The organism is Vibrio stylophorae (assembly GCF_921293875.1).
Classification (GTDB): Bacteria; Pseudomonadota; Gammaproteobacteria; order Enterobacterales; family Vibrionaceae; genus Vibrio_A; species Vibrio_A stylophorae.
The window spans coordinates 2,176,458-2,202,497 of the sequence record NZ_CAKLDI010000001.1; the positions used below are offsets into that span (position 1 = coordinate 2,176,458).

The 26,040-nt window shown below is 47.5% G+C and carries 24 protein-coding genes and 6 tRNA genes; 14 read left to right on the plus strand and 16 right to left on the minus strand.

The window, feature by feature from the left end; all coding sequences use genetic code 11:
• The first annotated feature begins 62 nt into the window (after positions 1-62).
• Both L9P36_RS10070 and L9P36_RS10075 read left to right on the plus strand, forming a co-directional pair.
• Positions 63-977, plus strand: coding sequence for an SPFH domain-containing protein (locus L9P36_RS10070; protein ID WP_237466546.1), 915 nt, complete (start codon positions 63-65; stop codon positions 975-977).
• 8 nt (positions 978-985) lie between these two features.
• Positions 986-1,441, plus strand: a complete 456-nt coding sequence (locus tag L9P36_RS10075) for an NfeD family protein (protein WP_237466547.1) — start codon at positions 986-988, stop codon at positions 1,439-1,441.
• Between the two features lie 23 nt (positions 1,442-1,464).
• Here the strand turns inward: L9P36_RS10075 and cueR are convergent, their stop codons facing one another.
• On the minus strand, positions 1,465-1,956 hold the full coding sequence (cueR, locus tag L9P36_RS10080) for a Cu(I)-responsive transcriptional regulator (protein ID WP_354004723.1): 492 nt from the start codon (positions 1,954-1,956) through the stop codon (positions 1,465-1,467).
• Positions 1,957-2,020: 64 nt separating this feature from the next.
• Here cueR and L9P36_RS10085 point away from each other — a divergent pair, with 64 nt between their 5' ends.
• The gene (locus L9P36_RS10085; RefSeq protein ID WP_237466548.1) at positions 2,021-4,801 is read left to right on the plus strand and encodes a heavy metal translocating P-type ATPase; all 2,781 of its coding nucleotides are present in this window, start codon (positions 2,021-2,023) and stop codon (positions 4,799-4,801) included.
• A gap of 379 nt (positions 4,802-5,180) precedes the next feature.
• Here the strand turns inward: L9P36_RS10085 and L9P36_RS10090 are convergent.
• Together L9P36_RS10090 and L9P36_RS10095 are read right to left on the minus strand one after the other, a co-directional pair.
• Positions 5,181-5,257, minus strand: a tRNA-Pro gene (locus tag L9P36_RS10090).
• 45 nt (positions 5,258-5,302) lie between these two features.
• Positions 5,303-5,379: transfer RNA gene (locus L9P36_RS10095), tRNA-Pro, on the minus strand.
• A 238-nt stretch (positions 5,380-5,617) separates the two neighbouring features.
• Here L9P36_RS10095 and smrA point away from each other — a divergent pair.
• Positions 5,618-6,196 (plus strand): DNA endonuclease SmrA, encoded by a 579-nt coding sequence (gene smrA / locus L9P36_RS10100; RefSeq protein ID WP_237466549.1) that lies wholly within the window; start codon positions 5,618-5,620, stop codon positions 6,194-6,196.
• Between the two features lie 41 nt (positions 6,197-6,237).
• Here smrA and ybaK read toward each other — a convergent pair whose 3' ends face one another.
• The 5 genes from ybaK to L9P36_RS10125 all read right to left on the minus strand — a co-directional run bounded on the left by ybaK (position 6,238) and on the right by L9P36_RS10125 (position 7,349).
• Entirely contained in the window at positions 6,238-6,717 is a 480-nt protein-coding gene (gene ybaK / locus L9P36_RS10105; protein ID WP_237466550.1) for a Cys-tRNA(Pro) deacylase, read from the minus strand.
• 154 nt (positions 6,718-6,871) lie between these two features.
• Positions 6,872-6,947 (minus strand) — tRNA-Glu (locus tag L9P36_RS10110).
• Between the two features lie 4 nt (positions 6,948-6,951).
• A tRNA-Ala gene (locus tag L9P36_RS10115) sits at positions 6,952-7,027 on the minus strand.
• Positions 7,028-7,193: 166 nt separating this feature from the next.
• Positions 7,194-7,269, minus strand: a tRNA-Glu gene (locus L9P36_RS10120).
• 4 nt (positions 7,270-7,273) lie between these two features.
• Positions 7,274-7,349, minus strand: a tRNA-Ala gene (locus L9P36_RS10125).
• A gap of 339 nt (positions 7,350-7,688) precedes the next feature.
• Here L9P36_RS10125 and L9P36_RS10130 point away from each other — a divergent pair.
• Complete coding sequence (locus tag L9P36_RS10130; protein WP_237466551.1) at positions 7,689-7,862, plus strand: hypothetical protein; 174 nt, start codon at positions 7,689-7,691, stop codon at positions 7,860-7,862.
• A gap of 86 nt (positions 7,863-7,948) precedes the next feature.
• Here the strand turns inward: L9P36_RS10130 and gltX are convergent, their stop codons facing one another.
• From gltX to zipA, 5 genes are all read right to left on the minus strand, one after another.
• Positions 7,949-9,370 (minus strand): glutamate--tRNA ligase, encoded by a 1,422-nt coding sequence (gltX, locus tag L9P36_RS10135; RefSeq protein ID WP_237466552.1) that lies wholly within the window; start codon positions 9,368-9,370, stop codon positions 7,949-7,951.
• A gap of 203 nt (positions 9,371-9,573) precedes the next feature.
• On the minus strand, positions 9,574-10,281 hold the full coding sequence (locus tag L9P36_RS10140) for a YccT family protein (RefSeq protein ID WP_237466553.1): 708 nt from the start codon (positions 10,279-10,281) through the stop codon (positions 9,574-9,576).
• Positions 10,282-10,355: 74 nt separating this feature from the next.
• Entirely contained in the window at positions 10,356-11,366 is a 1,011-nt protein-coding gene (locus tag L9P36_RS10145; RefSeq protein ID WP_237466554.1) for a porin, read from the minus strand.
• Between the two features lie 549 nt (positions 11,367-11,915).
• Entirely contained in the window at positions 11,916-13,931 is a 2,016-nt protein-coding gene (gene ligA, locus L9P36_RS10150) for an NAD-dependent DNA ligase LigA (RefSeq protein WP_237466555.1), read from the minus strand.
• Positions 13,932-14,039: 108 nt separating this feature from the next.
• On the minus strand, positions 14,040-15,023 hold the full coding sequence (zipA, locus tag L9P36_RS10155; RefSeq protein ID WP_237466556.1) for a cell division protein ZipA: 984 nt from the start codon (positions 15,021-15,023) through the stop codon (positions 14,040-14,042).
• 278 nt (positions 15,024-15,301) lie between these two features.
• On the opposite strand from zipA, the gene cysZ reads away from it, so the two are divergent.
• The 5 genes from cysZ to crr all read left to right on the plus strand — a co-directional run bounded on the left by cysZ (position 15,302) and on the right by crr (position 20,088).
• The gene (gene cysZ / locus L9P36_RS10160; protein ID WP_237466557.1) at positions 15,302-16,117 is read left to right on the plus strand and encodes a sulfate transporter CysZ; all 816 of its coding nucleotides are present in this window, start codon (positions 15,302-15,304) and stop codon (positions 16,115-16,117) included.
• Positions 16,118-16,231: 114 nt separating this feature from the next.
• Positions 16,232-17,200, plus strand: a complete 969-nt coding sequence (gene cysK / locus L9P36_RS10165; protein WP_237466558.1) for a cysteine synthase A — start codon at positions 16,232-16,234, stop codon at positions 17,198-17,200.
• Positions 17,201-17,503: 303 nt separating this feature from the next.
• Positions 17,504-17,761, plus strand: coding sequence for a phosphocarrier protein Hpr (ptsH, locus tag L9P36_RS10170; protein WP_237466559.1), 258 nt, complete (start codon positions 17,504-17,506; stop codon positions 17,759-17,761).
• A 53-nt stretch (positions 17,762-17,814) separates the two neighbouring features.
• The gene (gene ptsI, locus L9P36_RS10175) at positions 17,815-19,542 is read left to right on the plus strand and encodes a phosphoenolpyruvate-protein phosphotransferase PtsI (protein ID WP_237466560.1); all 1,728 of its coding nucleotides are present in this window, start codon (positions 17,815-17,817) and stop codon (positions 19,540-19,542) included.
• A gap of 36 nt (positions 19,543-19,578) precedes the next feature.
• Complete coding sequence (gene crr / locus L9P36_RS10180) at positions 19,579-20,088, plus strand: PTS glucose transporter subunit IIA (RefSeq protein WP_237466561.1); 510 nt, start codon at positions 19,579-19,581, stop codon at positions 20,086-20,088.
• Positions 20,089-20,231: 143 nt separating this feature from the next.
• Here the strand turns inward: crr and L9P36_RS10185 are convergent, their stop codons facing one another.
• On the minus strand, positions 20,232-21,146 hold the full coding sequence (locus tag L9P36_RS10185) for a Dyp-type peroxidase (RefSeq protein WP_237466562.1): 915 nt from the start codon (positions 21,144-21,146) through the stop codon (positions 20,232-20,234).
• Positions 21,147-21,239: 93 nt separating this feature from the next.
• Positions 21,240-21,767, minus strand: coding sequence for a DUF2919 family protein (locus tag L9P36_RS10190; RefSeq protein ID WP_237466563.1), 528 nt, complete (start codon positions 21,765-21,767; stop codon positions 21,240-21,242).
• Positions 21,768-21,892: 125 nt separating this feature from the next.
• Here L9P36_RS10190 and L9P36_RS10195 point away from each other — a divergent pair, with 125 nt between their 5' ends.
• The 4 genes from L9P36_RS10195 to arsJ all read left to right on the plus strand — a co-directional run bounded on the left by L9P36_RS10195 (position 21,893) and on the right by arsJ (position 25,170).
• Complete coding sequence (locus tag L9P36_RS10195) at positions 21,893-22,237, plus strand: DUF2956 family protein (protein WP_237466564.1); 345 nt, start codon at positions 21,893-21,895, stop codon at positions 22,235-22,237.
• 179 nt (positions 22,238-22,416) lie between these two features.
• Positions 22,417-23,424 (plus strand): ArsJ-associated glyceraldehyde-3-phosphate dehydrogenase, encoded by a 1,008-nt coding sequence (locus tag L9P36_RS10200; RefSeq protein ID WP_237466565.1) that lies wholly within the window; start codon positions 22,417-22,419, stop codon positions 23,422-23,424.
• An 11-nt stretch (positions 23,425-23,435) separates the two neighbouring features.
• Positions 23,436-23,942 carry a phosphatase domain-containing putative toxin gene (locus L9P36_RS10205; RefSeq protein ID WP_237466566.1) on the plus strand — a complete coding sequence of 169 codons (507 nt, stop codon included), beginning with the start codon at positions 23,436-23,438 and terminating at the stop codon, positions 23,940-23,942.
• A complete protein-coding gene (gene arsJ, locus L9P36_RS10210; protein ID WP_237466567.1) occupies positions 23,932-25,170 on the plus strand; it encodes an organoarsenical effux MFS transporter ArsJ in 1,239 nt (412 codons plus the stop codon). The genes L9P36_RS10205 and arsJ overlap by 11 nt, the downstream gene beginning before the upstream one ends.
• A gap of 65 nt (positions 25,171-25,235) precedes the next feature.
• Here arsJ and L9P36_RS10215 read toward each other — a convergent pair whose 3' ends face one another.
• A complete protein-coding gene (locus L9P36_RS10215) occupies positions 25,236-25,988 on the minus strand; it encodes a metalloregulator ArsR/SmtB family transcription factor (protein WP_237466568.1) in 753 nt (250 codons plus the stop codon).
• Positions 25,989-26,040: the final 52 nt, after the last annotated feature.

The window sequence follows — 26,040 nt, forward strand, 5'->3', positions numbered from 1 at the left end:
TCAACTTTCTAGGCAAAGCATGGTAGCGTTACTCGATCCAATACCACACAGGAATTGCCCCTATGCCAACATCTCTTATTGTGATTGCAGCGATTGTCTTTGTTGCTGTCGTCATTATTGCATCTAGTGTAAAAACCGTACCACAAGGAAATCAGTGGACCGTAGAGCGCTTTGGTCGCTACACCAACACCCTGCGCCCAGGGCTCAACTTCATCATGCCTTTTGTCGATAAAATCGGCCATAAAGTCAACATGATGGAGCGCGTGCTCGATATTCCAGCGCAAGAAGTGATCTCCAAAGATAACGCCAATGTCACCATTGATGCGGTCTGCTTTATTCAAGTTGTGGACGCGGCAAAAGCAGCCTATGAAGTGAGTGAGTTGGTTCATGCCATTCGTAACCTCACCCTCACCAATATTCGTACCGTGCTTGGTTCAATGGAACTTGATGAGATGCTCTCTCAGCGTGACACCATCAATGGCCGCTTGCTCTCCATTGTTGATGAAGCCACCAACCCATGGGGCGTGAAAATTACCCGTATCGAAATTCGTGACGTGCAGCCACCGGCTGATTTGACTGCAGCAATGAATGCCCAGATGAAAGCTGAACGTAATAAACGTGCCGAAGTTTTAGAAGCCGAAGGTGTGCGCCAAGCAGAAATTCTGCGCGCTGAAGGTCAAAAACAATCGGAGATCTTAAAGGCAGAAGGTAATAAGCAAGCGGCAATCCTGCAAGCAGAAGCACGTGAGCGTGCAGCAGAAGCAGAGGCGCGCGCGACCTCCATGGTTTCAGAAGCGATTGCCAAAGGTGACATGCAGGCCGTGAACTACTTTATCGCTCAGGGCTACACTGAAGCGCTGAAGAACATTGGTAGTGCAGAGAACAGCAAGATTGTGATGTTGCCGCTTGAAGCCGCAGGTCTCATGGGCTCTATCGCAGGTATTGCTGAGATGTTTCAAAACAGCAAAGAGAAATAGGAGGCTTAATGCAAGCCCTACTCTCACAGATTGATTTTTGGCACTGGCTGGCCTTTGGCCTCGTTCTGCTTCTTGTGGAACTGATTGGTGCTGCGGGCTACTTACTTTGGCTTGGCCTTGCCGCGCTGCTGACTGGCCTTATCATGTTGATCGCGCCAGAGCTCGCATGGCAGCTCCAGTGGGTCACCTTTGCCGTGCTCTCTTTGCTCTCGACCATTTTGTGGTGGCGATATCAGCACAATAAAGACAAAGAGGATGATAGTGGCCGCTCACTCAATCAAAAGATGATGCAGTTGGTGGGTCGACGTTTTCGCCTTGAAGAGGATATTGACCAACGTGGCCGCGTCAAGTTAGGCGATACCACTTGGTCTGTCTATTGCGCTGAACCTATTGCTGCGAGCACCTTGGTTGAGGTGATTGCCGTTGACGGTATTGTGCTAGAAATCAAACCCGTCGAGGTTTAAACCACCCAGTATAAAAAACCGCGCTAGTCGCGGTTTTTTTTATGTGCGCCACTGTTTTTATGATGCGAGCAACAATGGTGGGTTTCTGTCGTATCAACGCTATCGCTCTGCTGGTTTTGGATGTCACCGTCTTTCACCAAAGCATCTAAAATCGGACACTGACTCTGACCATCGCCAGGACAAGCCTGCGTTAACGCTTGCAGCGTGGTTTTCATCGCCATTAGCTCATCGATTTTTCGATCAATTTCAACTAACTTTTGCTCGGCCTTGGCTTTTACATCGGCAGCCGTGCGCCCGCTATCGCGAGAAAGCGCCAGCAATGCACCGCTCTCTTCAAGGCTAAAACCAATCATCCGTGCGCGCTTGATCAGCAGCAGTGCTTGTAGATGCACATCGCGATAATCACGATAGCCATTATCTTGCCGTTCAGGGGCGCTGACGATCCCCTTTTCTTCATAAAAACGAATGGTTTTGGTGGTTAAACCGGTTTGTTTTGCAACTTCGCCAATTTTCATATTGACCTTACTCTTTCTGGAAGGTTTAGAATCAGCTTAAATCAAAATGACAGGAGCTGACAAGATGAAAATCAGCGCAATTCATGCCACCCCCAGCGACAGTGCACTGCAAGTTCAATTGCCACTTGCAAGCCTGCGCTGCCAAAACTGCGTGGCTAAGCTCAAAGCGCACTTAGTCAAAAAAGGCGGCTATCAACACACAGATATCACGCTGACGGATGCAACATTGGTGAGCGTCCACTCACCTTGGCAAATGGCCAGTGATATTGCTGAGCTCAATTACTTAGCGCCTAGCTGTCAGCGCTTTACGCTTTCAGGTTTAAGTTGTGGTCACTGCGTACAAAAACTCACAAACGCGCTAAATGCACAACTACCAAGCGCGCACATCCTGACCTTAAATACTACGCAATTGATGCTAATCACCGATGCAACGGAGCAAACCGTTCTCGAAATCATCAGCGACTTGGGTTATCAAGCGCAGTCACTACGGGCACCGCAAAGCTTTACCCATTCAGAGCAAAAGCGCGAAGCCTCAGAACAAACGCCAAGCATCACCAATACCCATGTCGCGCAAGTGAATGCCTCACCCCAACAAGCCATTCGTTTAAGTATTGAAGGCATGACCTGCGCCAGTTGTGTCGCTACCGTTGAAAAAGCGCTAAGCCAGCAATCAGGCGTCTCCAACGTTCGCGTTAATTTAGCAGAGCAGTGTGCTGATTTTGATCTGGCTGATTCAAGCCAGCTTGCTCCTATTCAACAAGCGCTGGCCAGCCAAGGTTATACCAGTCAGCCCATTGTCGATGCCAAAATCCAACAGCAAGAACAGCAGCAAAAGGCGCGTCGTCACTATCGTCAACATCTCACACGCGCAGTGATTGGTACTGGCTTTGGTGTGCTACTCATGGGTTGGGGACTGGCTGGCGGCAGCATGATGATCAACAGCGCGCAGGATCAAATTGGCTGGGGCGTGATCGGCATTCTGACCTTTGTTTTACTTCTCACCTTAGGTCGCAGCTATACCCAACATGCATGGCAAGCCTTTCGTCATCACCGCGCTACCATGGATACCCTCATTGCGCTGGGTACTTGGAGTGCATGGCTGTATTCTGCCGCTGTCGTGCTGATGCCCGATCTTTTTGCACCGCAATCACGCCACGTTTATTTTGAAGCCTGCGCCATGATTTTAGGTTTGGTCTCCTTGGGCCATGCCTTAGAGCTTCGCGCCAAGCAGCGTACCTCAGAAGCCATTCAGGCACTGCTATCACTGCAACCTGAAAGCGCCTTGGTAATTGACGAGCAAGGACGGGAACAACCCATGCCGCTCAATCAGGTCACGCTTGGCATGAAACTTCGCCTGCAACCCGGCGGCAAAGTGGCCGTTGATGGCATCGTCCTTGATGGTGAAAGTTATCTCGATGAGTCGATGCTCACTGGTGAGCCCTTAGCTAAACGCAAAGCGGCTGGTGATTTACTGCATGCAGGCACCCTCAATCAACAAGGCAGCATCATTTATCAAGCGCAAGCTGTGGGTGAGCAAACACTACTGGCGCGCATTGTGGCGCGGGTGCGTCACGCGCAAACCAGTAAACCGAAAATTGCCAAATTAGCCGATCAAATTGCAGCCGTGTTTGTACCTAGCGTCATGATTATTGCGCTACTCACCACCTTAATTTGGCATTGGTTTGGTCCCGAACCGCATGCCATGTATATGCTGATCACCGGCTTGTCTGTGCTGATCATTGCTTGTCCTTGCGCCTTGGGTTTAGCGACACCGATGTCTCTGATGATTGGTGTCGGCCGCGCAGCACAAATGGGCGTCTTGATTCGAGATGCGGATGCTCTGCAACACGCAGCAAAAATCGACACCATTGTGCTGGATAAAACCGGCACCCTCACCCAAGGTAAGCCTGAGCTGCTCAGCAGCCTTTGGTCTGACGAAATCAGTGAAATACAAGGCTTAGCCATTGCCAGTACACTTGAGAAAAATTCAGAGCATCCGCTTGCCAAAGCCATTATCGATGGCGCCAAAGCAAAAGGTACGAATACATCATTAAACGCTGAGAATTTTGCAGCGATCACAGGTTTTGGTGTACGCGGGGAGATAAACGGGCAAACCTACTGGCTAGGCAATGCTCGCTTACTCGTGCAACATCAGATTGAGTGCGCCGCGCGCTTTACTGAATTTGCCAATCAGGCATCAAGCCAAGGCTATACACCCGTCTTTATCGCCAACGATAAGCAAGTCCTTGGCACGATGGCCATTGGCGATGCCCTGCATGAAGACAGCGCGCAAGTCGTCGCACATCTTCAAGTGCAAGGATTTGAAGTAGTAATGCTCACTGGCGATGTGGCGCCAAGCGCCAAAGCTATTGCCGCGCGCTGTGGGATCACCCAGTTTTATGCAGAATGCTTGCCTGAAGATAAAGCCAATATCATCGCAGATTTACAAAAGCAGGGTCATCATGTGGCGATGGTGGGCGATGGTATGAACGATGCGCCTGCACTGGCTCAAGCCAATGTCGGGGTGGCGATGGGGACAGGCAACCAAGTTGCGATTGAAAGCGGCCAAATGACGCTGCTACATCCATCGCTCAGTGCGCTGGGTGATGCGCTGCAACTTTCCCGCGCAACGCTAAAAAACATCAAGCAAAACCTATTTGGCGCATTTGTTTATAACAGTTTGGGTATTCCCATTGCGGCCGGTCTTTTATATCCGTGGACAGGCGATCTACTCAGCCCAGTAGTGGCAGGCGCGGCTATGGCCTTGTCATCAGTGACCGTGGTACTCAATGCCAATCGACTTCGCCGTTTTGCACGCCAACCATCTACACAGGAGAACAGCTAATGCTCTATACCGCGTTTGTCATTGCATTGATTGCAGCTATTGTCTGGTGGTTTTGGCTCGCGCCTAAATAAACCTGCGAACCGGATACACAATTCTAAAACGAAAAAGCCTCGTATTTGCGAGGCTTTTTTACTTGAAATTGGTCGGTGAAGCATCGATGAAAATGCATCAATGAAAAAATAGAATCGAACCCTCACCCTCTGGTTCTGCGTTTTTCATAAAAAGGTGATGCGCTACCAAACTGCGCTATTTATCCTACTGGGATAGCTTTAAGCTGACAAATATAAACCCACTACAAACAATCAGAATACTGAGCATATCAAGCTGAACAGCTAAAACGAAAAAAGCCTCGCGTTTGCGAGGCTTTTTTACTTGAATTTGGTCGGTGAAGAGGGATTCGAACCCCCGACCCTCTGGTCCCAAACCAGATGCGCTACCAAACTGCGCTATTCACCGATAATTCTTTATTTTTTAACTCAAGCCGAAGCTCAAATTGAAATTTGGTCGGTGAAGAGGGATTCGAACCCCCGACCCTCTGGTCCCAAACCAGATGCGCTACCAAACTGCGCTATTCACCGAATCTCATGCCTTGTCTCACCTCAGTGAGCCCCGACAACGGAGCGCTATAATACGCCAGAATTCGGGGAACTCAAGTATTTTTTCAGGCTTGGTTCAAATTCGTGTTGTCAGCCCAAGTTTACAGAACAAAATACCATCAACCGATAAACAGCAAGCCATAGGAGGGATGCAAAATGATTGACCCACCATTCACCATCCATACACTAATACCAAGAATCAAAGATGTGGATAGACAAGATGAACGAATCAGACTTTTCAGATGATTTTGCCAGTTTGATGGGCGACGTGAAACCCATCGCGCAGGATAAAGCGAGCCATGCGCAGCAGCATCAAGTCAGTGCAGCTCAACTCGCACGTCAACAATCTGCACAGCAATTTACCAGCCAATCAAAAGATGGATTAAGCCTAACCAATGCTCCTATGGTAAAACCCGATCAACCCTTAGGTTTTAAGCGTGATGGCATTCAAGATGGCGTTTATAAAAAACTTCGATTAGGCAAATACCCGATTGGTGCGCGATTGGATCTACACCGTAAAAGTCTGCAACAAGCACGAGATGAGGTGGTGCAATTTCTTAATCGTTGCCAACGTCTGGATATCCGCTCACTGATCATCGTCCATGGCAAAGGTGAAAAGAGTAACCCGCCCGCATTAATGAAGAGCTATGTTGCCTATTGGCTCACCCAATTAGAGATGGTGGTTTGCTACCATAGTGCGCTCGCCCAACATGGCGGCCAAGGTGCGCTCTATGTGATGATCAAAAAAAGTGCTGAGAGCAAATTAGAAAACCGCGAACAACATCGTCGTCGCGGTTAATTTTAATCTTTACACGAGAGACGAAATCGCCGCTTGGCGACTCATTGCTCATCAATTAAAGGTGCAAATTGCCCACCAACAGCTTGCGCAAGCAATGCCGGCGCAAGCTCAATCTCCAACCCACGCTTTCCGCCGCTAAAGAAGATGGTGTCAAAATCTGTAGCGCCTTGCTCAATAAAAGTAGGCAGACGTTTTTTCTGTCCCAGCGGACTGATCCCGCCTACCACGTAACCTGTCACTTTCTCGGCTAACTTAGGGTCGGCCATTTCCGCTTTTTTCGCGCCTGCCGCTTTGGCGATCAACTTGAGATTCAGCTGATGGCTCACAGGCAACACGGCGACGGCAAGCTTTTTGATGTCACCGTTGAGGCTCACCAGCAATGTTTTAAACACACGTTCTGGATTTTGTCCCAGGGCATTCACCGCCTCGTCACCAAAGGCGTGACACTGGGCATCATGGTGGTATTGATGGATTTGATGAGGGATTTTTTTGCTTTTGAGTAAGCGTACTGCAGGTGTCATTTTCCGGACCTCGCAATTCGACAAGCGCTTACTATGAGTAAATCAGGGTCAAAAGGCAATGAACCCGAAAGAGAAAATCAAAGTGTGGCGAAGCTTTTACCGCTTTCTGCCGCTCATACGAAAAACGCCACGCTAAAAAGCGTGGCGTTTAATTTGGCGTCCCGTAGGGGAGTCGAACCCCTGTTACCGCCGTGAAAGGGCGGTGTCCTAGGCCTCTAGACGAACGGGACTCTTTGGTGGAGCTAGGCGGGATCGAACCGCCGACCTCTTGCATGCCATGCAAGCGCTCTCCCAGCTGAGCTATAGCCCCAAAGGGTCTTCACCGAAGACGGAGCGAATATTAGAGAAGTTCCCCTACCCCGTCAAGGCTAAAAATCGAATTTTCTTTGCAGTCGTGTTTAACTGCACATTTCATAGTCAAAACAGCATCTTTGCCACTAACGAAAAACGCCACGCTAAAAGCGTGGCGTTTAATTTGGCGTCCCGTAGGGGAGTCGAACCCCTGTTACCGCCGTGAAAGGGCGGTGTCCTAGGCCTCTAGACGAACGGGACTCTTTGGTGGAGCTAGGCGGGATCGAACCGCCGACCTCTTGCATGCCATGCAAGCGCTCTCCCAGCTGAGCTATAGCCCCAAAGGGTCTTCACTGAAGACGGCGCGAATCTTAATCGATCTTCATTTTTTCCGTCAAGCATGTGCTGCAAAAAAATCCACACATCACCACCGATCGCTGAGAAAAAATACAATTTCCAGTATTTCTTCGTGAAAAAACCAATATCAGAATAAAAAGCCAGCAATATGTGGAGGTTAAATCAGCAGTAAATTCGCTGGATGCAGCCCTGTTGCTCGTTTGTGAAACAGCTTGTGTGTCAGTTTTGAAATTCAAATGTAAAGGAATCTGTATTTTTGTGAGCGCGATCTATATTGAATATCGAACGACGAAAACGTCGCATACACAACATGGAGAAATGCAATGAAAAAACTATTTATGGTTCTAGCGATTGGTATGGCAAGTGTGAGTGGCATGAGTGTTGCGGGTTCACCAACCTCAATTGACCAAGATGCGTTCCGCTACTGCATTACCTCAGGTGCGGGCACCGACACTTTCCGTTACTGCATGGATCAATATGAAGAGTTAAAAGGCTAATTCTCGCCAAACACGCAACATCAGCTCGCAAAGATGAAAAAAAGGAAGGCCAAAGCCTTCCTTTTTCTTTTTGTTACATCAGCAAATTAAGCTTGTTCACGCTCTGCGATAAAGGCAAGCGCCATATCAATCCGCGCGAGTGTTTTATCACGACCCAACAGCGAAATTACCGCGTCAATGGATGGTGACTGACCAACACCGGTCACAGCAACACGCAGTGGCATCCCCACTTTACCCATACCTTGACCTAGATCTTCAGCCGTTTGCGCAATGGCATGGTGAATGGCTTCACTTTCCCAGCTATCCAATGCTGCGAGTTTTTCTTTCACTAGCATCAATGGCTCTTTTGCTACTGGACGAAGATGCTTTTTCGCCGCGCCTGCTTCAAACTCAGAAAAATCATGGTAGAAATAACGAGATTGCGCAGCAAGCTCAACCAAGGTTTCAGCGCGCTCAGCCAAGATCGCAATCACATCGGTGATCGCAGGACCATTTGCCACATCAATTTGCTGCTGCTCAAGGTGCCATGCCAAATGCTTGGCCACTTCATCCGCTGGCGTGGTCTTAATATAGTGGTGGTTCAACCAACGCAATTTATCCGTATTAAATGCAGATGCAGATTTACTAATTGCAGTCAGCTCAAACAATGAAATCATCTCTTCCATGGAGAAGATTTCTTGGTCACCATGAGACCAACCCAAGCGAACCAAGTAGTTCAGCAAAGCATGTGGCAGGTAACCTTCATCACGGTATTGCATCACGCTCACCGCGCCATGGCGTTTCGATAGCTTGGCACCATCATCACCCAAAATCATCGCACAGTGTGCAAAGGTAGGCACAGGTGCGCCCAAAGCTTCGTAGATGTTGATCTGACGTGGTGTGTTGTTGATATGATCTTCACCACGCACTACGTGGGTAATCCCCATATCCCAGTCATCCACAACCACACAGAAGTTATAGGTTGGCGAGCCGTCGCTACGACGAATGATCAGGTCATCCAACTCTTTATTGGCAATTTCAATACGACCGCGAATTTGGTCATCAAATACCACTGAGCCTTCCGTTGGGTTACGGAAACGAATCGCAAAAGGACTATCTGCAGTTGCAGCATCATTGGCAGCTTTGATTTTAGGATGGTTGGCATCGTAACGTGGTTTCACGCCTGCAGCCATCTGCTCTTCACGCACTTCATCCAGCACTTCTTTCGGGCAGTAGCACTTATATGCTTTGTTCTGCTCAATCAAAACATCAATCAAAGCGTTATAACGATCAAAACGCTTGGTTTGATAGTACGGACCTTCATCCCAGTCCAACCCCAACCAAGTCATCCCTTCGATAATGGCATCAATGGCTTCTTGGGTTGAACGTTCCAAGTCGGTGTCTTCAATGCGAAGTACAAATTCACCATTAAGGTGCTTTGCATAAAGCCAAGAATAAAGCGCGGTACGTGCGCCACCAACATGCAAAAAGCCCGTTGGGCTTGGTGCAAAACGTGTTTTCACCGTCATTTGATTGCCTTGTATTGAATAAATGGACCAAAAATAGAAAGGCACAGCCTAGAGCCGTGCCTCAAGTCTGAGCGCTATTTTAGCACTCCGCTTAAATTCTACAATCATCACAGAATATCATCGCACTATTCTCAACCCTTTGTGGGTTGCAAAGTCGATGCATCTGGTCATGGTTGATTGCCGACTTGCATGCAGCAAGCGGATTAATTCACGTTTTGTACCGCCCAGCTCAAGAATGCTTGGCGCTGCTCTGGGGTCATTTGCAAGTACATGGCTTGCATTGGCGCAGAGAAATCTGTCACCGGTGCAAAATCTTTGCTTTGCACTGTAGTTTGTGGCTGTTTCGCTGCAGGCGCTGTTTGGCCATCCACTTGAATGGCTGGCGTACTTTCGACTACTGGCATCGCCGCTGTGACTGAGAAATCACCCGTATTGAAACTATAGTTATGCACTTTATTATAAGTTTCTAGCTCTTCTTCATAGTCACGCATCAGCCCTTTACCGCGCATTAAGACACCTTGATGAACAGAAAATGGCTTACCATCTGTATCTTTCACTGTCATCTGAGGATTTGCCTTATAACGTTTCAGTTGATCCAAACGCTGAATCACAATGGATGGTTCAACCAAAATCTCTTGATTCGAGGCATTAAATGTTATTACAACCGGTGATGAATTAAACTTTTCAAAGCCATCTGTACTTGGAACTAATTTTGCGACACGTACCACCAACTGATTCATGCCATCAGGTAATTCTATTTCACGTTGGGAACCAAATGTTAATAGCCCCACCTCTTCACCATCAATAAGAACAGGCTCAAGATCTTGATGAAGTTTTACCGTCACTGCAGCAAAAGTTGAAAAAGAACACAGCAAACTTGCCATTAGAAAAGTAGAACGAATCAGCTTCATCGTTATCATCCTTAAAAAAAACGAGCATTCCGAAGAATGCTCGCATAATCATTTTAGAGTATCAACTAATCAAATTAGAAGTAGTACTCAACACCGAACATTGTACGAGTGCCATCACGTGACTCATCGTCACCTAGCATGTCGTAGTTACGAACGTCCACATAGATTGCAGTACTTGGCAACATGTATAGAACGCGACCTACCATCGCAGTTGAGCTATCATCAGCTGTAGCTTTATCAGACTCGAACGTATGAGCATAACCAGCTTTGAACAACCAAGAACCAGTCACATATTGTGCAGTTGCAGAAACTGCATCTTGTGAATCGTTAGTTAGGTTGTTTTCCATCATCTTATAGCCAGCAGTCAAAGTCACAGGACCTAGGAACACGCTACCACCAACTAGTGAGTAAGACTGGTCGCCCTTGTCTGTAGTTACACCTGCATCAGTCACAGAGTATTTACCTTGTGAGTAATGACCCGCGTGAACGCTGAACATATCGTTGGTGTAAGATGCAGCAAGGCTTAGACGTAGTGCATCGATATCATCTTGCATACCGCCTGCAGATACTTGGAAGTTAAAACCACCCCAAGTTGCAGAATCAAAACGTAGCATGTGGTCTTCACGAAGTGCAGGTGTCAAGCCGATAGTGTTATGCTCTTCAAACACTACACCTAGACCTGGGTTTGTGTGTGGCCAATCTACATAAGTATATACTGCGTCAAGCTGACGGCCATACTTAATAGAACCAACACCTTCGAAATCAAAACCAACCCAAGTATCACGGCCACCGACTAGACCTGAATTACCCCATGGTGAACCAGTGTCCCAGTTACCTGTTTCCATTTGGTAGATGAAGTTAGGTGCAAAGTTATCAAACTCAACAGTACCTTTGATACCGAAACGAGATTCAATTTCTACACGAGCTGTATCATTACCAACTTCTGGTGTCCAGATTTGATAAGAAGCAGCTGCTTGACCGTAAAGCTGAACTGCTTGGCCGTTAAGCTCGATTGCTGCGTTAGCTGAAGTAGCTGCTAGTGCAACTGCTGCGCCAAGAAGCGTGCGTTTGAACATTTTTTCCATGGAAAACTCCTAAAAGAGATTATCTCAATTTTCACTTTTATCATGACGAAATACTCGTTGGTTTGGCCGCCGCAAGTATTTCGTGCATTCCCTCGTAATCACTTTTTCAAAAAGTCATTACAAAATTTGTTGTGTCATTGAACTATCTGTTCGACCACGTGCCTAAGACTAACTTTCCTAGCTAAAACATCAATTGAATCTTTATTTGCTTTTCAAAAAATATGAGCCAGCGCAAGAATTAACCAAGACAGTGATCCACATCACTGGCACCGCGTCAGGCCTCAAAAACAGGGCGTTTCGCAAGGCTTGGTCACATATTTTAGTGGGAAAATAAAACAAAATGAGATCGCGATCGAATTGTCATGTGTATCAACTTCTTAGCACAAAACAAAACGAGATCCGCGCGTAACTTCACTTTCTCCCTGCCTAATCCAAGTTACTTTTTTGCCTTCAAGAAATAACATCATCATTTTTTGATAACAGCCACAAAAAAAGGCACTTAAGCAGCACCTTTTCCATATTCCAAATAGCCCTTAAATTAAATAAGGACTAATTCTGAAGTTGTGACAACAAAGTCGCTTCATCCCAAATTCGAATACCAAGCGACTGTGCCTTGTCTAATTTGCTACCCGCAGCTTCACCAACCACCACAATGGTGGTTTTTTTCGATACACTACCGGTCACTTTGGCGCCGAGCGTTTCAAGCGCCGCTTTAATCTCGCTGCGTGACATGGCAGTAAAACTGCCTGTGATCACCACAATTTCATCAGCAAGCGTGGCACTTTCGCCAATCACTGGCGCGCTCACTTCTGGCCAACTGATACCCGCACCCAGCAGCGCTTGTACCACCTCTCGCTGATGCTCAGATGCAAAAAAGGTCACAATATGCTGCGCCACCACTTGCCCCACATCAGGTACAGCAAGTAACGCAGTTTCATCTGCATTCATCAATGCATCTAAGGTCAAAAAATGCTGCGCAAGGTTTTGCGCCGTAGCCTCACCCACTTCGCGAATACCAAGGGCGTATAAAAAGCGCGCCAAGGTGGTTTGTTTTGCCACATTGATTGCATCCACCAATTTTTGCGCTGATTTTGGCCCCATGCGCTCTAAACGCGTCAGTTGGCCTGGTGTGAGTTGAAAGAGCTCGGCGGGCGTGTGCACCATCTCTTTATCCACCAATTGCTCGACAATTTTGTCGCCCATACCATCCATATCCAGCGCTTTTCGTGATGCAAAGTGCTTCAGTGCTTGTTTACGCTGAGCGGCGCACACCAAGCCACCACTACAGCGGATCACAGCTTCGCCTTCCACCCGCTCGACTGGTGATTGACATACCGGACACAGGGTCGGAAAAACAATAGCTTTGGCATTTTCAGGGCGCTTTGAGAGTACCACGCTGGCTACCTGTGGGATCACATCACCAGCGCGACGGATCACCACCGTATCGCCAATCATCGCACCAAGACGTGCAATTTCGTCGGCATTGTGCAGCGTGGCATTACTCACAGTCACACCACCGACATAAACTGGCGCCAATTTTGCGACAGGCGTAATCGCGCCAGTACGGCCCACTTGAAACTCCACATCTTGCAGCGTGGTGAGTTCCTCTTGCGCGGGGAATTTAAAAGCAATGGCCCAACGCGGCGCACGTGACACAAAACCCAGTTGCTGCTGCTGCGCAATACTATCGACTTTGGTGACCGCCCCATCAATTTCAAAAGCAAGATTATTTCGGGTCTCACCCATTGCTTGAATATATTGCAATACAGCTTGCGTACCTGTGACTTGTTTCACCGCATCACTGACAGGAAATCCCCAGGCTTTAAGCTGCATCAGCATGCCGTAGTGCGAGTCAAAGTTTTGCTGTGGCTCACTGATACCCATGCCATAGGCATAAAAACGAAGTGGACGGGTCGCAGCAATGCGCGCATCCAACTGACGCAAACTGCCAGCTGCGGCATTGCGTGGATTGGCAAAAAGTTTCAACCCTTTGGCGCGAGCATTGTCATTAAGCTTTTCGAAACCCGCTTTATCCATAAAAATCTCACCGCGCACTTCAAGACGTACCGGCACATGCTCACCTTGCAATTTGAGCGGAATCGCGCGGATGGTACGCACATTTTCAGTGACATTTTCGCCCGTACTGCCATCACCGCGCGTCGCCCCGCGCACTAAAAGACCATTTTCATAGAGCAAGCTAATAGCCAGGCCATCTAATTTCGGCTCACAGCAAAAAGTTAAAGCTTGCGACTGATTTAGGCGATCCATCGCGCGGGACACAAAACCCTGCATCTCTTCGTCATTAAAGGCGTTATCCAAAGAGAGCATCGGCATTTCATGCTGCACCGATTGCAAACTTGCCACCGGCGTACCGCTCACGCGTTGGGTTGGCGACTGCGGGGTAATCAACTCTGGATGCTGTGCTTCCATCGTCTGCAACGCACGCATCAAGCGATCAAACTCGGCATCAGGCACCTCAGGTGCATCTAGGACGTAGTAGCAATGTTCGTGATAAATAATCTGCTCGCGCAGCGCTTCTATCTGCTGCTGTAGGGTGTCTGACATCTTTTTGTTCCAGCCATTTCAAACAAAGAAAGAAGGCCCACTAGGGGCCCTCAATCAATTTTTCATTGTTGTTACAACCAGTTTTGGTTGCAACCATTTGAATTTCAATTATTGCACCGACTTAATTTTCTGGCGGTAACCATCAATGCGTTGCGGTGTGAGGAGCTGGCGCTCATCATCCCATACTTCACCATTGAGCTCATCTGCAATTTGTTGTGCGCACTGAAGCATCAATTTGAAGTTTTGCAAACCATCACCATAGCTTGGTACCCGCATGAAAAATGAGATCCCTGGGGTTTCAAACTTATCCAAACGATCAAGGTCGATGATCCCAGGGTTGATCATGCTGGCAGCACTAAACAAAATTTCCTGAGAGCCTGCAAAAGTCACATAGCGATGGAAAAGCTGCATCTCACCATATTGAAGGCCATTACGCTCTAAGCTATTGACCAAACGAACACCTTGGAAAACCTGATCGCGTCCCGCTGCGACATGCAGCACAATAATGATGTTTTCTGGCGCAGCTGGCGCCTCTTCTACCATTGTGTTTTCTAAAACAGTGTTGTCTAAAACAGCATCTTCTACCGCCACGGCTGGCTCAGCAGCAACCTGTTGCGGTTCACGGTGCATTTGCGCTGTACTTTGCATTTGAGCAGAAGTTCGCACAGCCTCAGGAGAGGCTACTGCCACTGCCACAGCTACGTCATCCGTAAAGGCGCTCATTTGTGGCTCAGTGCGCATCTGAATCTGCGACTCACCTGTAGACATCACATCAACAGCATCCGTATTGGCTTGAAAATGAGGAACGGGCGCATCTTGTGGCTCTTCACGACGCGCAAATAGCGGGTCGATTTCTTCCTCTTCCTCGGCAAAACCAAAATTTGGCTCTTGTCGTGCACTGCGCTTCACCACGCGCACTTCGCCAATACCATCTTGATCGAAACCATCGGTATCTCGGTGGCTCACTTTGCTTAGTGGCTTTTCATTAAATTTGGCGGGTTTTTCACGACGGCTTGACCACAAACCGTGCAGTAACAAACCACCAATCGCCAATAAACCAATCACGATTAAAACGAGGCGTAGGTCATCCATTGTGCTTTCTCTACCTTAGTCCGACCCGACAGGACGTTGTCTATTGCTCTTTCGAGCTCACTGATGCGCTTAATGTACCAAAGGTTGTGTAAAAAAAAGAAGCCTTGGTGCCAGTTAAATGTGAGGGGACAACCAATTCTGGTGATTGATCCAACATATTGCACGCCGAATCGCCGCCTATAGCATCACCGATATGCACCAAGCAGATTATTGCTGATGGGTTTTCCAGCACAAGCTGCTAGTATTGAACGCTTCATTTCAGCCTGTGACTCATATTTATGAAACAGAAAATGGCACCCAATCAATTTGGCCATGCGCTTCAAGATTTTCAGCAAGGATTTGAGCTTGCCTTTCATCCCAAGCTGCGCGCTTTTGTACTCATTCCCCTGATGATTAATGTGTTGCTCTTTGTCAGCGCTTTCATTTGGCTATTAAATCAATTTAATACATGGATTGATGCACTGCTGGCACCGCTTCCTGACTTTTTCACTTGGCTGCACTATATTCTTTGGCCGCTGATGCTGATGTCGATTTTGGTTATTTTTGCTTACATCTTTACCATCGTCGCCAACTTCATTGCCGCGCCGTTTAATGGCTTACTGTCAGAAAAAGCAGAAGCGCTGCTTTGTGGTGAGTCACAAGAAAGCATGAGCTGGTCGCAGCTTGTTGCCGATACCCCACGAATTCTTTGGCGCGAAGTACAAAAGCTTGTCTATTACCTGCCTAGAATTGTGGTTATCCTAATTCTGATGGTGATTCCAGTGATCGGACAAACCATTGGGCCGATTCTCTCTTTTCTATTTGCCAGTTGGATGCTGACCATTCAATACGGTGATTACCCCTTTGATAATCACAAAGTCCCCTTTATGGCGATGCGAAAAACGCTGGCGCAAAAACCCCTTCATAGCCTCTCTTTTGGTGCTATTGTCATGGGGTTATCGATGATTCCATTGGTCAATTTGGTGATTATGCCCGTCGCCGTTTGTGCAGCCACGCAAGCTTGGGTGCGTCATTACAAAACACCGACGGTTCACCAACGCCAGCAAAGGCAAGAAGCGGTTCGCGCGATAAAAAATAACCGCCTTGACTCATAACCATCATTCCAATCGATATAGATTATAACGATTTGTTACTTCTATTTTTTATGGGTGGATTTAAGCTGATTTCGACAAAACAAATCCACCTCGATGTGCAAGGACGAATTTATTATGAGCAAAATTTACGACGACAATTCATATACCATCGGTCATACCCCACTTGTGCGATTGAACCGCGTAAGTAACGGCAACGTACTGGTGAAAGTTGAAGCCCGTAACCCAAGTTTTAGCGTCAAGTGCCGTATCGGTGCCAACATGATTTGGGATGCTGAAAAATCAGGCAAACTCAAAGCCGGCATCGAGCTTGTAGAGCCGACTAGTGGTAACACCGGGGTTGCACTGGCTTATGTCGCAGCAGCGCGTGGTTATAAACTCACCCTTACCATGCCTGATACCATGAGCCTTGAGCGCCGCAAATTGCTCAAAGCGCTGGGAGCGAACCTGGTCCTTACTGAAGGTGCCAAGGGGATGAAAGGTGCGATTGCAAAAGCTGAAGAGATTGTCGCAAGCAACCCAGAGCAATATTTACTGCTGCAACAATTTAGCAACCCAGCCAACCCTGAAATTCATGAAAAAACCACAGGCCCAGAAATTTGGGAAGCGACCGACGGCGGCATCGATGTCTTCGTCGCAGGCGTGGGTACCGGCGGTACGCTCACTGGGGTGAGCCGTTATCTAAAAAATACCCAAGGCAAGGCAATCACCTCTGTCGCGGTTGAGCCTCTTGAATCTCCCGTGATTAGCCAAGCGCTTGCGGGCCAAGAAATTCAACCAGGCCCGCATAAAATTCAAGGCATTGGTGCCGGATTTATTCCTGGCAACCTTGATCTAAGCTTGATTGACCGCGTGGAAACCGTGACCTCCGATGATGCCATCACCATGGCCCGTCGATTGATGGAAGAAGAAGGTATTTTGGCCGGTATTTCATCAGGCGCAGCGGTTGTTGCAGCCAATCGTTTGGCTCAGTTGCCAGAGTTTGCAGACAAGACTATTGTTACTGTACTACCGAGCTCGGGCGAGCGTTATCTCAGTACCGCACTGTTTGCCGGCCTGTTTACCGATAAAGAGACCGAGCAATAAGTGCTGATAGAGTGAGCGCTCCTAGTTTGATCGAAATCAAAAAAGCCCCGATTTGGGGCTTTTTTGTTGATTTTCTCGTCGAGCTTTCGTATAAAACCCATGTTTTTATTTTATCGAAAAAAATAAAAATACGCGGAAGCAGAAAAAAGAAAAGGTTTGCGGTGAATAATTACGCAACTTTTACACTATGACACTGCTTTCACACGCTTTCTCTCATCGACTCTGGTTGGAAGCCATTGGCAGCAACCTTCCCGATGGAAAGCGCCAAAAAATATAGATAACCATAATATCGGGGTGAACAATATGTATCAGAAGCAAGTTGAAATTACTGCAGAAAACGGTCTACACACTCGTCCAGCAGCACAGTTCGTAAAAGATGCGAAAACTTTCGACGCAGACATCACTGTGACTTCTAACGGCAAAAGCGCAAGCGCGAAAAGCCTATTCAAGCTACAAACTCTTGGCCTAACCAAAGGCACCATGATCACTATCTCTGCTGAAGGCGCACAAGCGCAACAAGCTGTTGATCACCTAGTAGCACTAATGGACGAGCTAGAGTAATCTACTCAACACGCTCAAATACACCATTTTCTTTAACAATTTAAGGTAAGGCTATGATTTCAGGTATCTTGGCATCTCCGGGTATTGCCTTTGGCAAGGTGTTACTGCTCAAGGAAGATGACGTTGTCATCAACACCGCTCCCGTTCCTGCAGACCAGATCGAAAACGAAATTCAGCGTTTCTATGACGCACGTAACAAATCTGCACAACAACTTGAAGCTATCAAAGAGAAAGCGCGAATCACTTTTGGTGAGGAGAAAGAAGCAATCTTTGAAGGCCACATCATGTTGCTTGAAGATGAAGAGCTTGAAGAAGAAATCCTAGCCTACATCAAAGATAACAAGGCATCTGCTGACGCTGCGATTCACGCTGTGATCGAAGAGCAAGCGGCTGCACTTGAGTCTCTTGACGATGAATACCTTAAAGAGCGCGCTACTGATGTTCGCGACATCGGTAGCCGCTTTGTTAAAAACGCGCTGGGTGTAGAGATCATCTCTCTTAGCGCAATCAACGAAGAAGTAATTCTTGTTGCAAACGACCTAACCCCTTCAGAAACTGCGCAAATCAACCTTGATTACGTGCTTGGTTTTATCACTGATATCGGCGGTCGTACTTCACACACATCAATCATGGCACGCTCTCTAGAGCTTCCAGCGATTGTTGGAACCAATGACATCACTGCGCGAGTGAAATCTGGCGACATGTTGGTTCTTGATGCGATTAATAACCAAATCATCATCAACCCATCAGATGCCCAAATCGAATCATTCAAAGCTGTTCGCGCTGCATTCCTTGCAGAAAAAGAAGAGCTTGCACAATTGAAAGAGCTACCAGCTGTGACCCTAGATGGTCACCACGTTGAAGTATGCTCAAACATCGGTACAGTAAAAGACTGTGATGGTGCAGAGCGTAACGGCGCAGAAGGCGTTGGCTTGTACCGTACCGAGTTCCTATTTATGGACCGTGACGCGCTTCCTTCAGAAGCTGAACAATACCGTGCATACCGCGGCGTTGCTGAAGCCATGAAAGGCCAGCCTGTAATCGTTCGTACCATGGATATTGGTGGTGATAAAGACCTACCATACATGGATCTGCCAAAAGAGATGAACCCATTCCTTGGCTGGCGTGCGATTCGTATCTGTCTAGACCGTCGCGAGATCCTTCGTGATCAGCTTCGTGCGATCCTACGTGCATCTGCACACGGTAAACTTCGCATCATGTTCCCAATGATCATCTCTGTTGAAGAGGTGCGTGAACTAAAAGCTGAGCTAGAAAAATATAAAGCTGAACTTCGCGCCGAAGGCATTGCTTTTGATGAAAGCATTGAAGTTGGTGTGATGGTTGAGACCCCTGCGGCCGCAGCAATTGCTCATCACCTTGCTAAAGAAGTTGAATTCTTCAGTATTGGTACGAACGACTTAACGCAGTATACTCTTGCGGTGGATCGTGGCAATGAGCTAATTTCACATCTTTATAACCCACTTTCACCTGCAGTACTGACCGTAATCAAGCAAGTGATCGACGCTTCTCACAAGGAAGGTAAGTGGACGGGTATGTGTGGTGAGCTCGCAGGTGACGAGCGCGCAACCCTTCTATTGATGGGTATGGGCCTTGATGAGTTCAGCATGAGCTCCATCTCGATTCCACGCATTAAGAAAATTATTCGTAACGCGAACTTCGCTGAGGTGAAAACCATGGCAGAAGAAGCACTCGCAATGCCAACGGCTGCTGAGATCGAAGCGCACGTTGAAAAATTCATTGCAGAAAAAACGAACTGCTAAAATAGCAGCAATACAATAAGGCTTAGGAGCAACGACATGGGTCTGTTCGACATTTTTAAGAAGATGATTTCTGGCGATAGCGCAAAAAGCGGCGCGATTGAAGTAATCGCACCACTTTCTGGTGAGATCGTAAACATCGAAGATGTGCCAGATGTAGTATTTGCAGAGAAGATTGTTGGTGACGGTATCGCAATCAAACCTGCAGGTAACAAAATGGTTGCACCTGTAAGCGGCACCATTGGTAAAATCTTCGAAACCAACCACGCGTTCTCTATCGAGTCTGATGATGGTATCGAGCTATTCGTTCACTTTGGTATCGACACAGTTGAACTAAAAGGTGAAGGCTTTACTCGTATCGCAGAAGAAGGTCAACGCGTGAACGTGGGTGACACCATTGTTGAATTTGACCTAGCGCTTCTAGAAGAAAAAGCAAAATCAACACTAACGCCTGTTGTTATTTCAAACATGGACGAAATCAAAGAGCTAAACAAGCTTTCTGGTCAAGTCAGTGTTGGTGAAACGCCTGTTCTTCGCATCACCAAGTAATTGGTCTGCAAGTCAGAAAAAACGCAGCTTCGGCTGCGTTTTTTTATCTCTAGGATTTTGCGAAACCCATAAAAAAGCCGGCATATTCGCCGGCTTTTTATCATGTTTACTGTTTCGTTGATCATTTCATTGATAAGAGTTAGCTAGGCTGACTCAACAACTTTCAACTGACCTAACAAGTCAGCACTTGGACAGAAGAAATAAGCGCCAGTCACAGCATGGGTGTAATCCAATAGACGATCGTGAATACCATCCACTTCACCATACATACGCTTCAACATCACATCAAAATGATGCACGGTGGCGCAATAAGCAATAAATAACAAACCATGCTCACCTGATGCATAGCCATAAGGCAGGCTATGGCGCACAATCTTCAACCCTTTGCCATTCTCTTTGACATCCACTCGACCCACATGCGAGTCAGCAGGAACATCCTCAAGCTCTACAGAGTCAGGCTTAGTGCGCCCCATCATTTGCTCTTGTTCATGTTGAGAGTGATGATGCCAAGTGACCAAATCATGGACAAAACGCTGCAGCATGACATAGCTACCATTTACAAACTCACCTTCCGCAATACAAGCGGCTTCTTTGCGTTTTTCATCTGTCTTAGGGTTTTCTGTACCATCGACAAAATCTGTCATATCACGGCTATCAAGGAAGCGGAAACCATGGGTTTCATCTAAAACCGTGACACAATCTTGCAGTGCTGCAAGCCAGTTTTTAAAGGCCAAGTAATTTAAGTCATGACGCTGAGAATGTAGGTGAATCAATACATCAGCTTGCGTAGCTGGCGCATCAACCGTGCCATTGCCAAAACCAGGGAAAGGCACCAACTCAGGTGGCATGGCGCAATCTAGTTGCTGCCAGAATCCGGCAGAAAAACTGACGCAGGAAACCAAATCGGCACCTGGATAATCCTGATTAATCTTTTCGCAGGCTTGCGCCAAAAGCTGGCACTGCTCTAATACACGATCCGCACTGTGATCAACATTGACCAAAGCATATAACGCAAAATTACCCGCAATAGGCATCAAAGCTGGCTGTGACAAGGCCATAGATAACTCCTTATTATTTTGATGCACTATTGTAACCGGATGACTCCGAAGGAATAGGAAACGAGTCAAAATAAATCATAAAAGCACGTCAATTTATGGCTTAGATTCCGATTTTTCCTTGCTTGATGCTTTATCGACGGCGCTATGTGCGGCAAAAGCTTCACGCGAACGCTGACTTTTTAGCATAAAAATAAAGGCCCAAACTGTCGTCAGCAATAAAATTGGCTGCCATGTTGCAACCACCTCACCCTGTGACCAAAGATGGTGAATGGTCACCAGCTGGTTCAACCCATCTATCAAAAGGCTAAGCAGTAGAATTGGCTGACCATAACGCCAATAACGCGCAGAAAATGTATGACGGTATTGCTTCAAACTCGCCGTCCAAGCTAACACCAGTGCAGGGAGCCCCAACAAAAGCGCCACCGCTAATTGTCCATGTTGAGGATAAAATTGCGACAAAATAGGCGAGCCATGTTCACGACTAACCCCAGCCATCACAAAAATCAGCCAGCCACGCATCAGCAGCAATACCACCAGCCACAGCCAATGGCTGGGTTTTAATAGACCATATTGGTCAAAATCTTCATCGTTATAAGAGCCGAGGGCGATTTTCGCGGCCATAGTTCACCTCAAATTTACTGCCTTTCATCGCTATCTTGGGGCACAATGAAACGTTTTCAATCAGCAGGTGCTGATATGCTCGTCAAACTTACGTCAAATCATATTGACATAAACAAGGAGTCCGGATGAAACAACCGACGCGCGCGGCGCAAGATGCAGAAGCCATTGCTAAGGCCACACAAAAGCCGGGCCAAACCAAAGCACAAACCAAACTGATCGCACAAGGGATTCAGCAAGGCATTGAGCTTTACAAAAAACAGCAAAAACAAAAATCACGTGACGCCGATAAGGCTAAGAAAAAGCAGCTCAAAGCCAAACAACAACAAGAGGATACGGTGCAACCGTCGGCAGAAGAAAGCATGCCAATCAAAGCTCAATCCAAGGGGATGGGCGGCTGGATCTGCTGCATCCTCACTTGGGGATTACTCCTGACCTTGTATTTCACCAACCTGATGCAATTTAATTTCTAGTTTTACGCCACCTCTTCCATAAATCTCTGCCGATGAATGCCCCTCAAGTCTGGATTGAGGGGCGGCGCAGCGTCTTTTTAGAATCCTTAATAGTGAATTTGGCTAGAATTTGAGCATTGCATTGTTCAAATTGATTTTATATATTCACTTATGCGTATATACAAACATAGCGAGTTCATATGACACTTCGAGTTGGCATTAATGGTTTTGGCCGTATTGGTCGTTTGGTTCTTCGTCACGCCTTTGATTGGCCTGAGATTGAGTTTGTACAAATCAATGATGTGGCAGGTGACAGCCGCGCATTAGCGCATTTAATTGAATTTGATTCCGTGCAAGGTCGCTGGCCTCGACAAATTTCGCACAGTACAAACAATATTGAGATTGATGGTCAGCGCATTCATACCAGCCAACATGACACCATCGAAGCGGGTGATTGGTCTAACTGCGATATTGTCATTGAAGCCACAGGCGTTCATCGCTCGCCCGAGAAACTGCAAGCTTATTTTGACCAAGGTGTTCAGCGCGTGGTGGTCACTGCGCCCGTTAAATCCAATGAGGTGGCCAACATTGTTTATAGCGTCAACCATCATATCTTTGACCCTGCGAAACATCGCATCGTGACGGCTGCATCATGCACCACTAACTGTATCGCGCCAGTGATTCAAGCGCTCAGCGAAAAACTCAGTATTCAACGCGCTAGCTTTACCACCATTCACGATCTCACCAATACCCAAACCATCTTAGATGCACCGCACAAAGATCTACGCCGAGCTCGCGCTTGCGGTATGAGCTTGATCCCTACCACCACAGGCTCAGCTAAAGCGATTATCGATATTTTTCCTGCGCTTAAGGGCAAAATTGATGGCCATGCGGTGCGCGTACCACTGGCCAATGCCTCACTTACGGATCTCACCTTAGAATTTGCGCAAACCGTGACAGTTGAACAAATCAACACCATACTGCAACAAGCCTCTGAACAAGATCTCAAAGGAATTCTTGGCTTTGAGACAAAACCGTTAGTCTCGATCGATTATCGTGGCGATCAACGTTCAACCATTATCGATGCCCTCTCAACCATGGTGGTCGATGACCATATGGTGAAGCTTTATGCTTGGTATGATAATGAAATGGGGTACGCCTGCCGCACCGCAGATTTAATGCGTTATGTGGCGCAAAAAGCGTTCTAAGGAGCATGAATATGTCACACCCGTATTGGACCCTACCCGTGCGTGAAGGTTACGCTGCACTGGTTCTCACCCCTTGCCCTGGCACGCAAGGGAGTAACCTCGAAGAGAGCTTGCTACAGCTGCAAGCGCTTGGTGTTCGCGCCATTGTTACGGCACTCACAGAGCAAGAGATGGCCAATCATCAATTGAGCCATCTCGGTCAAACCATTGAAACACTTGGCATTGATTGGCTACATGCCCCCATTGAAGATGATCAAACGCCCGATGCCGCTTTTTTACAAAACTGGTTAGAGCAAAGTAAGCAGCTCAAAGATCACTTAAGTAAAGGCCACACCATCGCATTGCATTGTATGGGCGGCAGTGGCCGCACTGGTTTGCTCGCAGCGCATATCCTGCTCGAACAAGGATGGGATGAGCAAAGTATTGTGGAAAAAGTGCAAGCGCTTCGTCCAAACGCATTTACTAAAACCAATCAACGCGACTATCTTCGCCAACTCGCACAAGATCATGATGCATAACGCCACCTCGGCGCAGCAATCGCTGCGCCAATACATGCTTGTTACTTTTAATTACTGGAATTTCACTCTGACCGATGGCGCGCTGCGCATGTTGGTGGTGCTCTATTTTCATCAGCTTGGCTATAACGCCCTGACCATCGCCTCACTCTTTTTGTTTTATGAGTTTTTTGGCGTGGTGACCAATCTCGTCGGCGGCTGGCTCGGTGCGCGCTGGGGACTCAATCGCACCATGAATATTGGCCTAGCGATGCAGATCCTTGCCCTATTGATGCTGGCACTGCCCAATCCATGGCTCACCATACCTTGGGTAATGGCCGCGCAGGCTTTGTCTGGCATCGCCAAAGATCTCAATAAAATGAGTGCCAAAAGTGCCATTAAAACCCTCGTGCCCGATGAACAGCAAGGTGCGCTTTATCGTTGGGTGGCAATCCTCACTGGCTCTAAAAATGCGCTAAAAGGTGCGGGATTTTTCTTGGGTGGTTTATTGCTCGCCGTCCTTGGTTTTCAGCAAGCCATGCTACTGATGGCAAGCGTGCTCACGCTCGTGCTGCTCGGTAGCCTACTCTATCTCAATCAAGAGATGGGCAAAGCCAAACACAAGGTTAAATTTCGCCACCTCCTGGCAAAATCAGCGGCCATTAACTGGCTTTCTGCGGCGCGATTATGTTTATTTGCCGCACGCGATGTATGGTTTGTCGTGGCGCTTCCAGTGTATTTAGGCGAGGTCTTTGGTTGGTCGCATCTTTGGGTGGGCGGATTTTTAGCCATCTGGGTCATGGGTTATGGTGTGGTGCAAGGTCTCGCACCGAAAATCACTAATCGTAAAACGCACGGCCTGCCGCAAGCCAGCGCACTGTCATTTTGGGCATTTTTACTCACCCTACTGACATTCGGGATTGCAGCTGCCGTGCAATACGGGCTCTATCCGCAGCAAGTCATTGTGATTGGTTTGCTAAGCTTTGGCGCTATTTTTGCCATCAACTCCTCACTACACTCTTACTGGATTGTGCGCCTTGCCAGTGGTGATGGCGTTTCCATGGATGTTGGCTTTTACTATATGGCCAATGCCAGCGGACGATTATTGGGTACCATCGCTTCCGGCGCGCTATTCCAATGGGCGGGACTCAGCGCCTGTCTTTGGGCCTCCGCTATTTTGTTAGCATTTGCCAGCCTATTAGCACTGCCATTGGCCAAAATCAGCAACGCCAAGCCGCTAACGGCTAAATAATTCAATCCATTTACCCGTCATAAAAAGAGCCACATCAGTGGCTCTTTTTATCAACATTGAGTGAATCAATCTAAATTTAGCGGGCGAAGATTCTCACTTTGACTGAGCAGCATCACCGCCGCTTGAATACTACTTTGACAGGCAAGCAGTTGCTGCTCCAGTATCGTCAGTACCCATGCTGGCAAATCCGCCAAAGAATAAAAGACCCACTGACCGACACGGCGATCCTTTAATAAACCGCAATGGCGTAGATGACTTAAGGCACGAGAAATTTTCGGTTGCGACAACTGCAATGCCGCGCACAACTCGCCAACACAAAGCTCTTGCTCGCTATAAAGAAGCAATAATAAAAGCAATCGCGTTTGATCACTTAAACACTTATTGAGCAACAAAGGATCAAATCCTTGCGCATGCGCCGGTGTCTGCACTAAATGAAACAAACGAATACGTTGCTTGAGCGCTGCTAAGGTTTGTTCAAATTCACCTTGCTCATTAGCTACAGGTTTTGCCAAATCCCAGCTTAAACAGTGCTTATCCACCAACAGCGGTTGGCATTCTGCTTTTGCGCTGGCGCATAGGGTGATCAAATAATCAAATTGACCAAGCTGCTCAGGCCTCAGGGCCGTACTTTGCAACCCCTTCGTTGAGTAACCATGACGCGCTAAGGTCGCAACGGCGCGAGGATCAACCTCAGATGCAGTTAATCCCGCACTTTGCGCTTGATAATATTGACCATAATCTTGATTAATAATGGCTTGCGCCAGCTGCGAGCGAACCGCATTACCTTGGCAAATAAATAGAATGCTTTTTTGTGTCATGATCACCTCTGGCTTTATGCTAACCAAGTTCCCCCAGAGCGACAACCAAGCG

Bases quoted from the DNA above. Each gene is read 5' to 3' on its own strand.
- L9P36_RS10070 (WP_237466546.1), top strand. From the start codon at position 63: ATGCCAACATCTCTTATTGTGATTGCAGCGATTGTCTTTGTTGCTGTC.
- L9P36_RS10075 (WP_237466547.1), top strand. From the start codon at position 986: ATGCAAGCCCTACTCTCACAGATTGATTTTTGGCACTGGCTGGCCTTT.
- cueR (WP_354004723.1), bottom strand. From the start codon at position 1,956: ATGAAAATTGGCGAAGTTGCAAAACAAACCGGTTTAACCACCAAAACC.
- L9P36_RS10085 (WP_237466548.1), top strand. From the start codon at position 2,021: ATGAAAATCAGCGCAATTCATGCCACCCCCAGCGACAGTGCACTGCAA.
- smrA (WP_237466549.1), top strand. From the start codon at position 5,618: ATGAACGAATCAGACTTTTCAGATGATTTTGCCAGTTTGATGGGCGAC.
- ybaK (WP_237466550.1), bottom strand. From the start codon at position 6,717: ATGACACCTGCAGTACGCTTACTCAAAAGCAAAAAAATCCCTCATCAA.
- L9P36_RS10130 (WP_237466551.1), top strand. From the start codon at position 7,689: ATGAAAAAACTATTTATGGTTCTAGCGATTGGTATGGCAAGTGTGAGT.
- gltX (WP_237466552.1), bottom strand. From the start codon at position 9,370: ATGACGGTGAAAACACGTTTTGCACCAAGCCCAACGGGCTTTTTGCAT.
- L9P36_RS10140 (WP_237466553.1), bottom strand. From the start codon at position 10,281: ATGAAGCTGATTCGTTCTACTTTTCTAATGGCAAGTTTGCTGTGTTCT.
- L9P36_RS10145 (WP_237466554.1), bottom strand. From the start codon at position 11,366: ATGGAAAAAATGTTCAAACGCACGCTTCTTGGCGCAGCAGTTGCACTA.
- ligA (WP_237466555.1), bottom strand. From the start codon at position 13,931: ATGTCAGACACCCTACAGCAGCAGATAGAAGCGCTGCGCGAGCAGATT.
- zipA (WP_237466556.1), bottom strand. From the start codon at position 15,023: ATGGATGACCTACGCCTCGTTTTAATCGTGATTGGTTTATTGGCGATT.
- cysZ (WP_237466557.1), top strand. From the start codon at position 15,302: ATGAAACAGAAAATGGCACCCAATCAATTTGGCCATGCGCTTCAAGAT.
- cysK (WP_237466558.1), top strand. From the start codon at position 16,232: ATGAGCAAAATTTACGACGACAATTCATATACCATCGGTCATACCCCA.
- ptsH (WP_237466559.1), top strand. From the start codon at position 17,504: ATGTATCAGAAGCAAGTTGAAATTACTGCAGAAAACGGTCTACACACT.
- ptsI (WP_237466560.1), top strand. From the start codon at position 17,815: ATGATTTCAGGTATCTTGGCATCTCCGGGTATTGCCTTTGGCAAGGTG.
- crr (WP_237466561.1), top strand. From the start codon at position 19,579: ATGGGTCTGTTCGACATTTTTAAGAAGATGATTTCTGGCGATAGCGCA.
- L9P36_RS10185 (WP_237466562.1), bottom strand. From the start codon at position 21,146: ATGGCCTTGTCACAGCCAGCTTTGATGCCTATTGCGGGTAATTTTGCG.
- L9P36_RS10190 (WP_237466563.1), bottom strand. From the start codon at position 21,767: ATGGCCGCGAAAATCGCCCTCGGCTCTTATAACGATGAAGATTTTGAC.
- L9P36_RS10195 (WP_237466564.1), top strand. From the start codon at position 21,893: ATGAAACAACCGACGCGCGCGGCGCAAGATGCAGAAGCCATTGCTAAG.
- L9P36_RS10200 (WP_237466565.1), top strand. From the start codon at position 22,417: ATGACACTTCGAGTTGGCATTAATGGTTTTGGCCGTATTGGTCGTTTG.
- L9P36_RS10205 (WP_237466566.1), top strand. From the start codon at position 23,436: ATGTCACACCCGTATTGGACCCTACCCGTGCGTGAAGGTTACGCTGCA.
- arsJ (WP_237466567.1), top strand. From the start codon at position 23,932: ATGATGCATAACGCCACCTCGGCGCAGCAATCGCTGCGCCAATACATG.
- L9P36_RS10215 (WP_237466568.1), bottom strand. From the start codon at position 25,988: ATGACACAAAAAAGCATTCTATTTATTTGCCAAGGTAATGCGGTTCGC.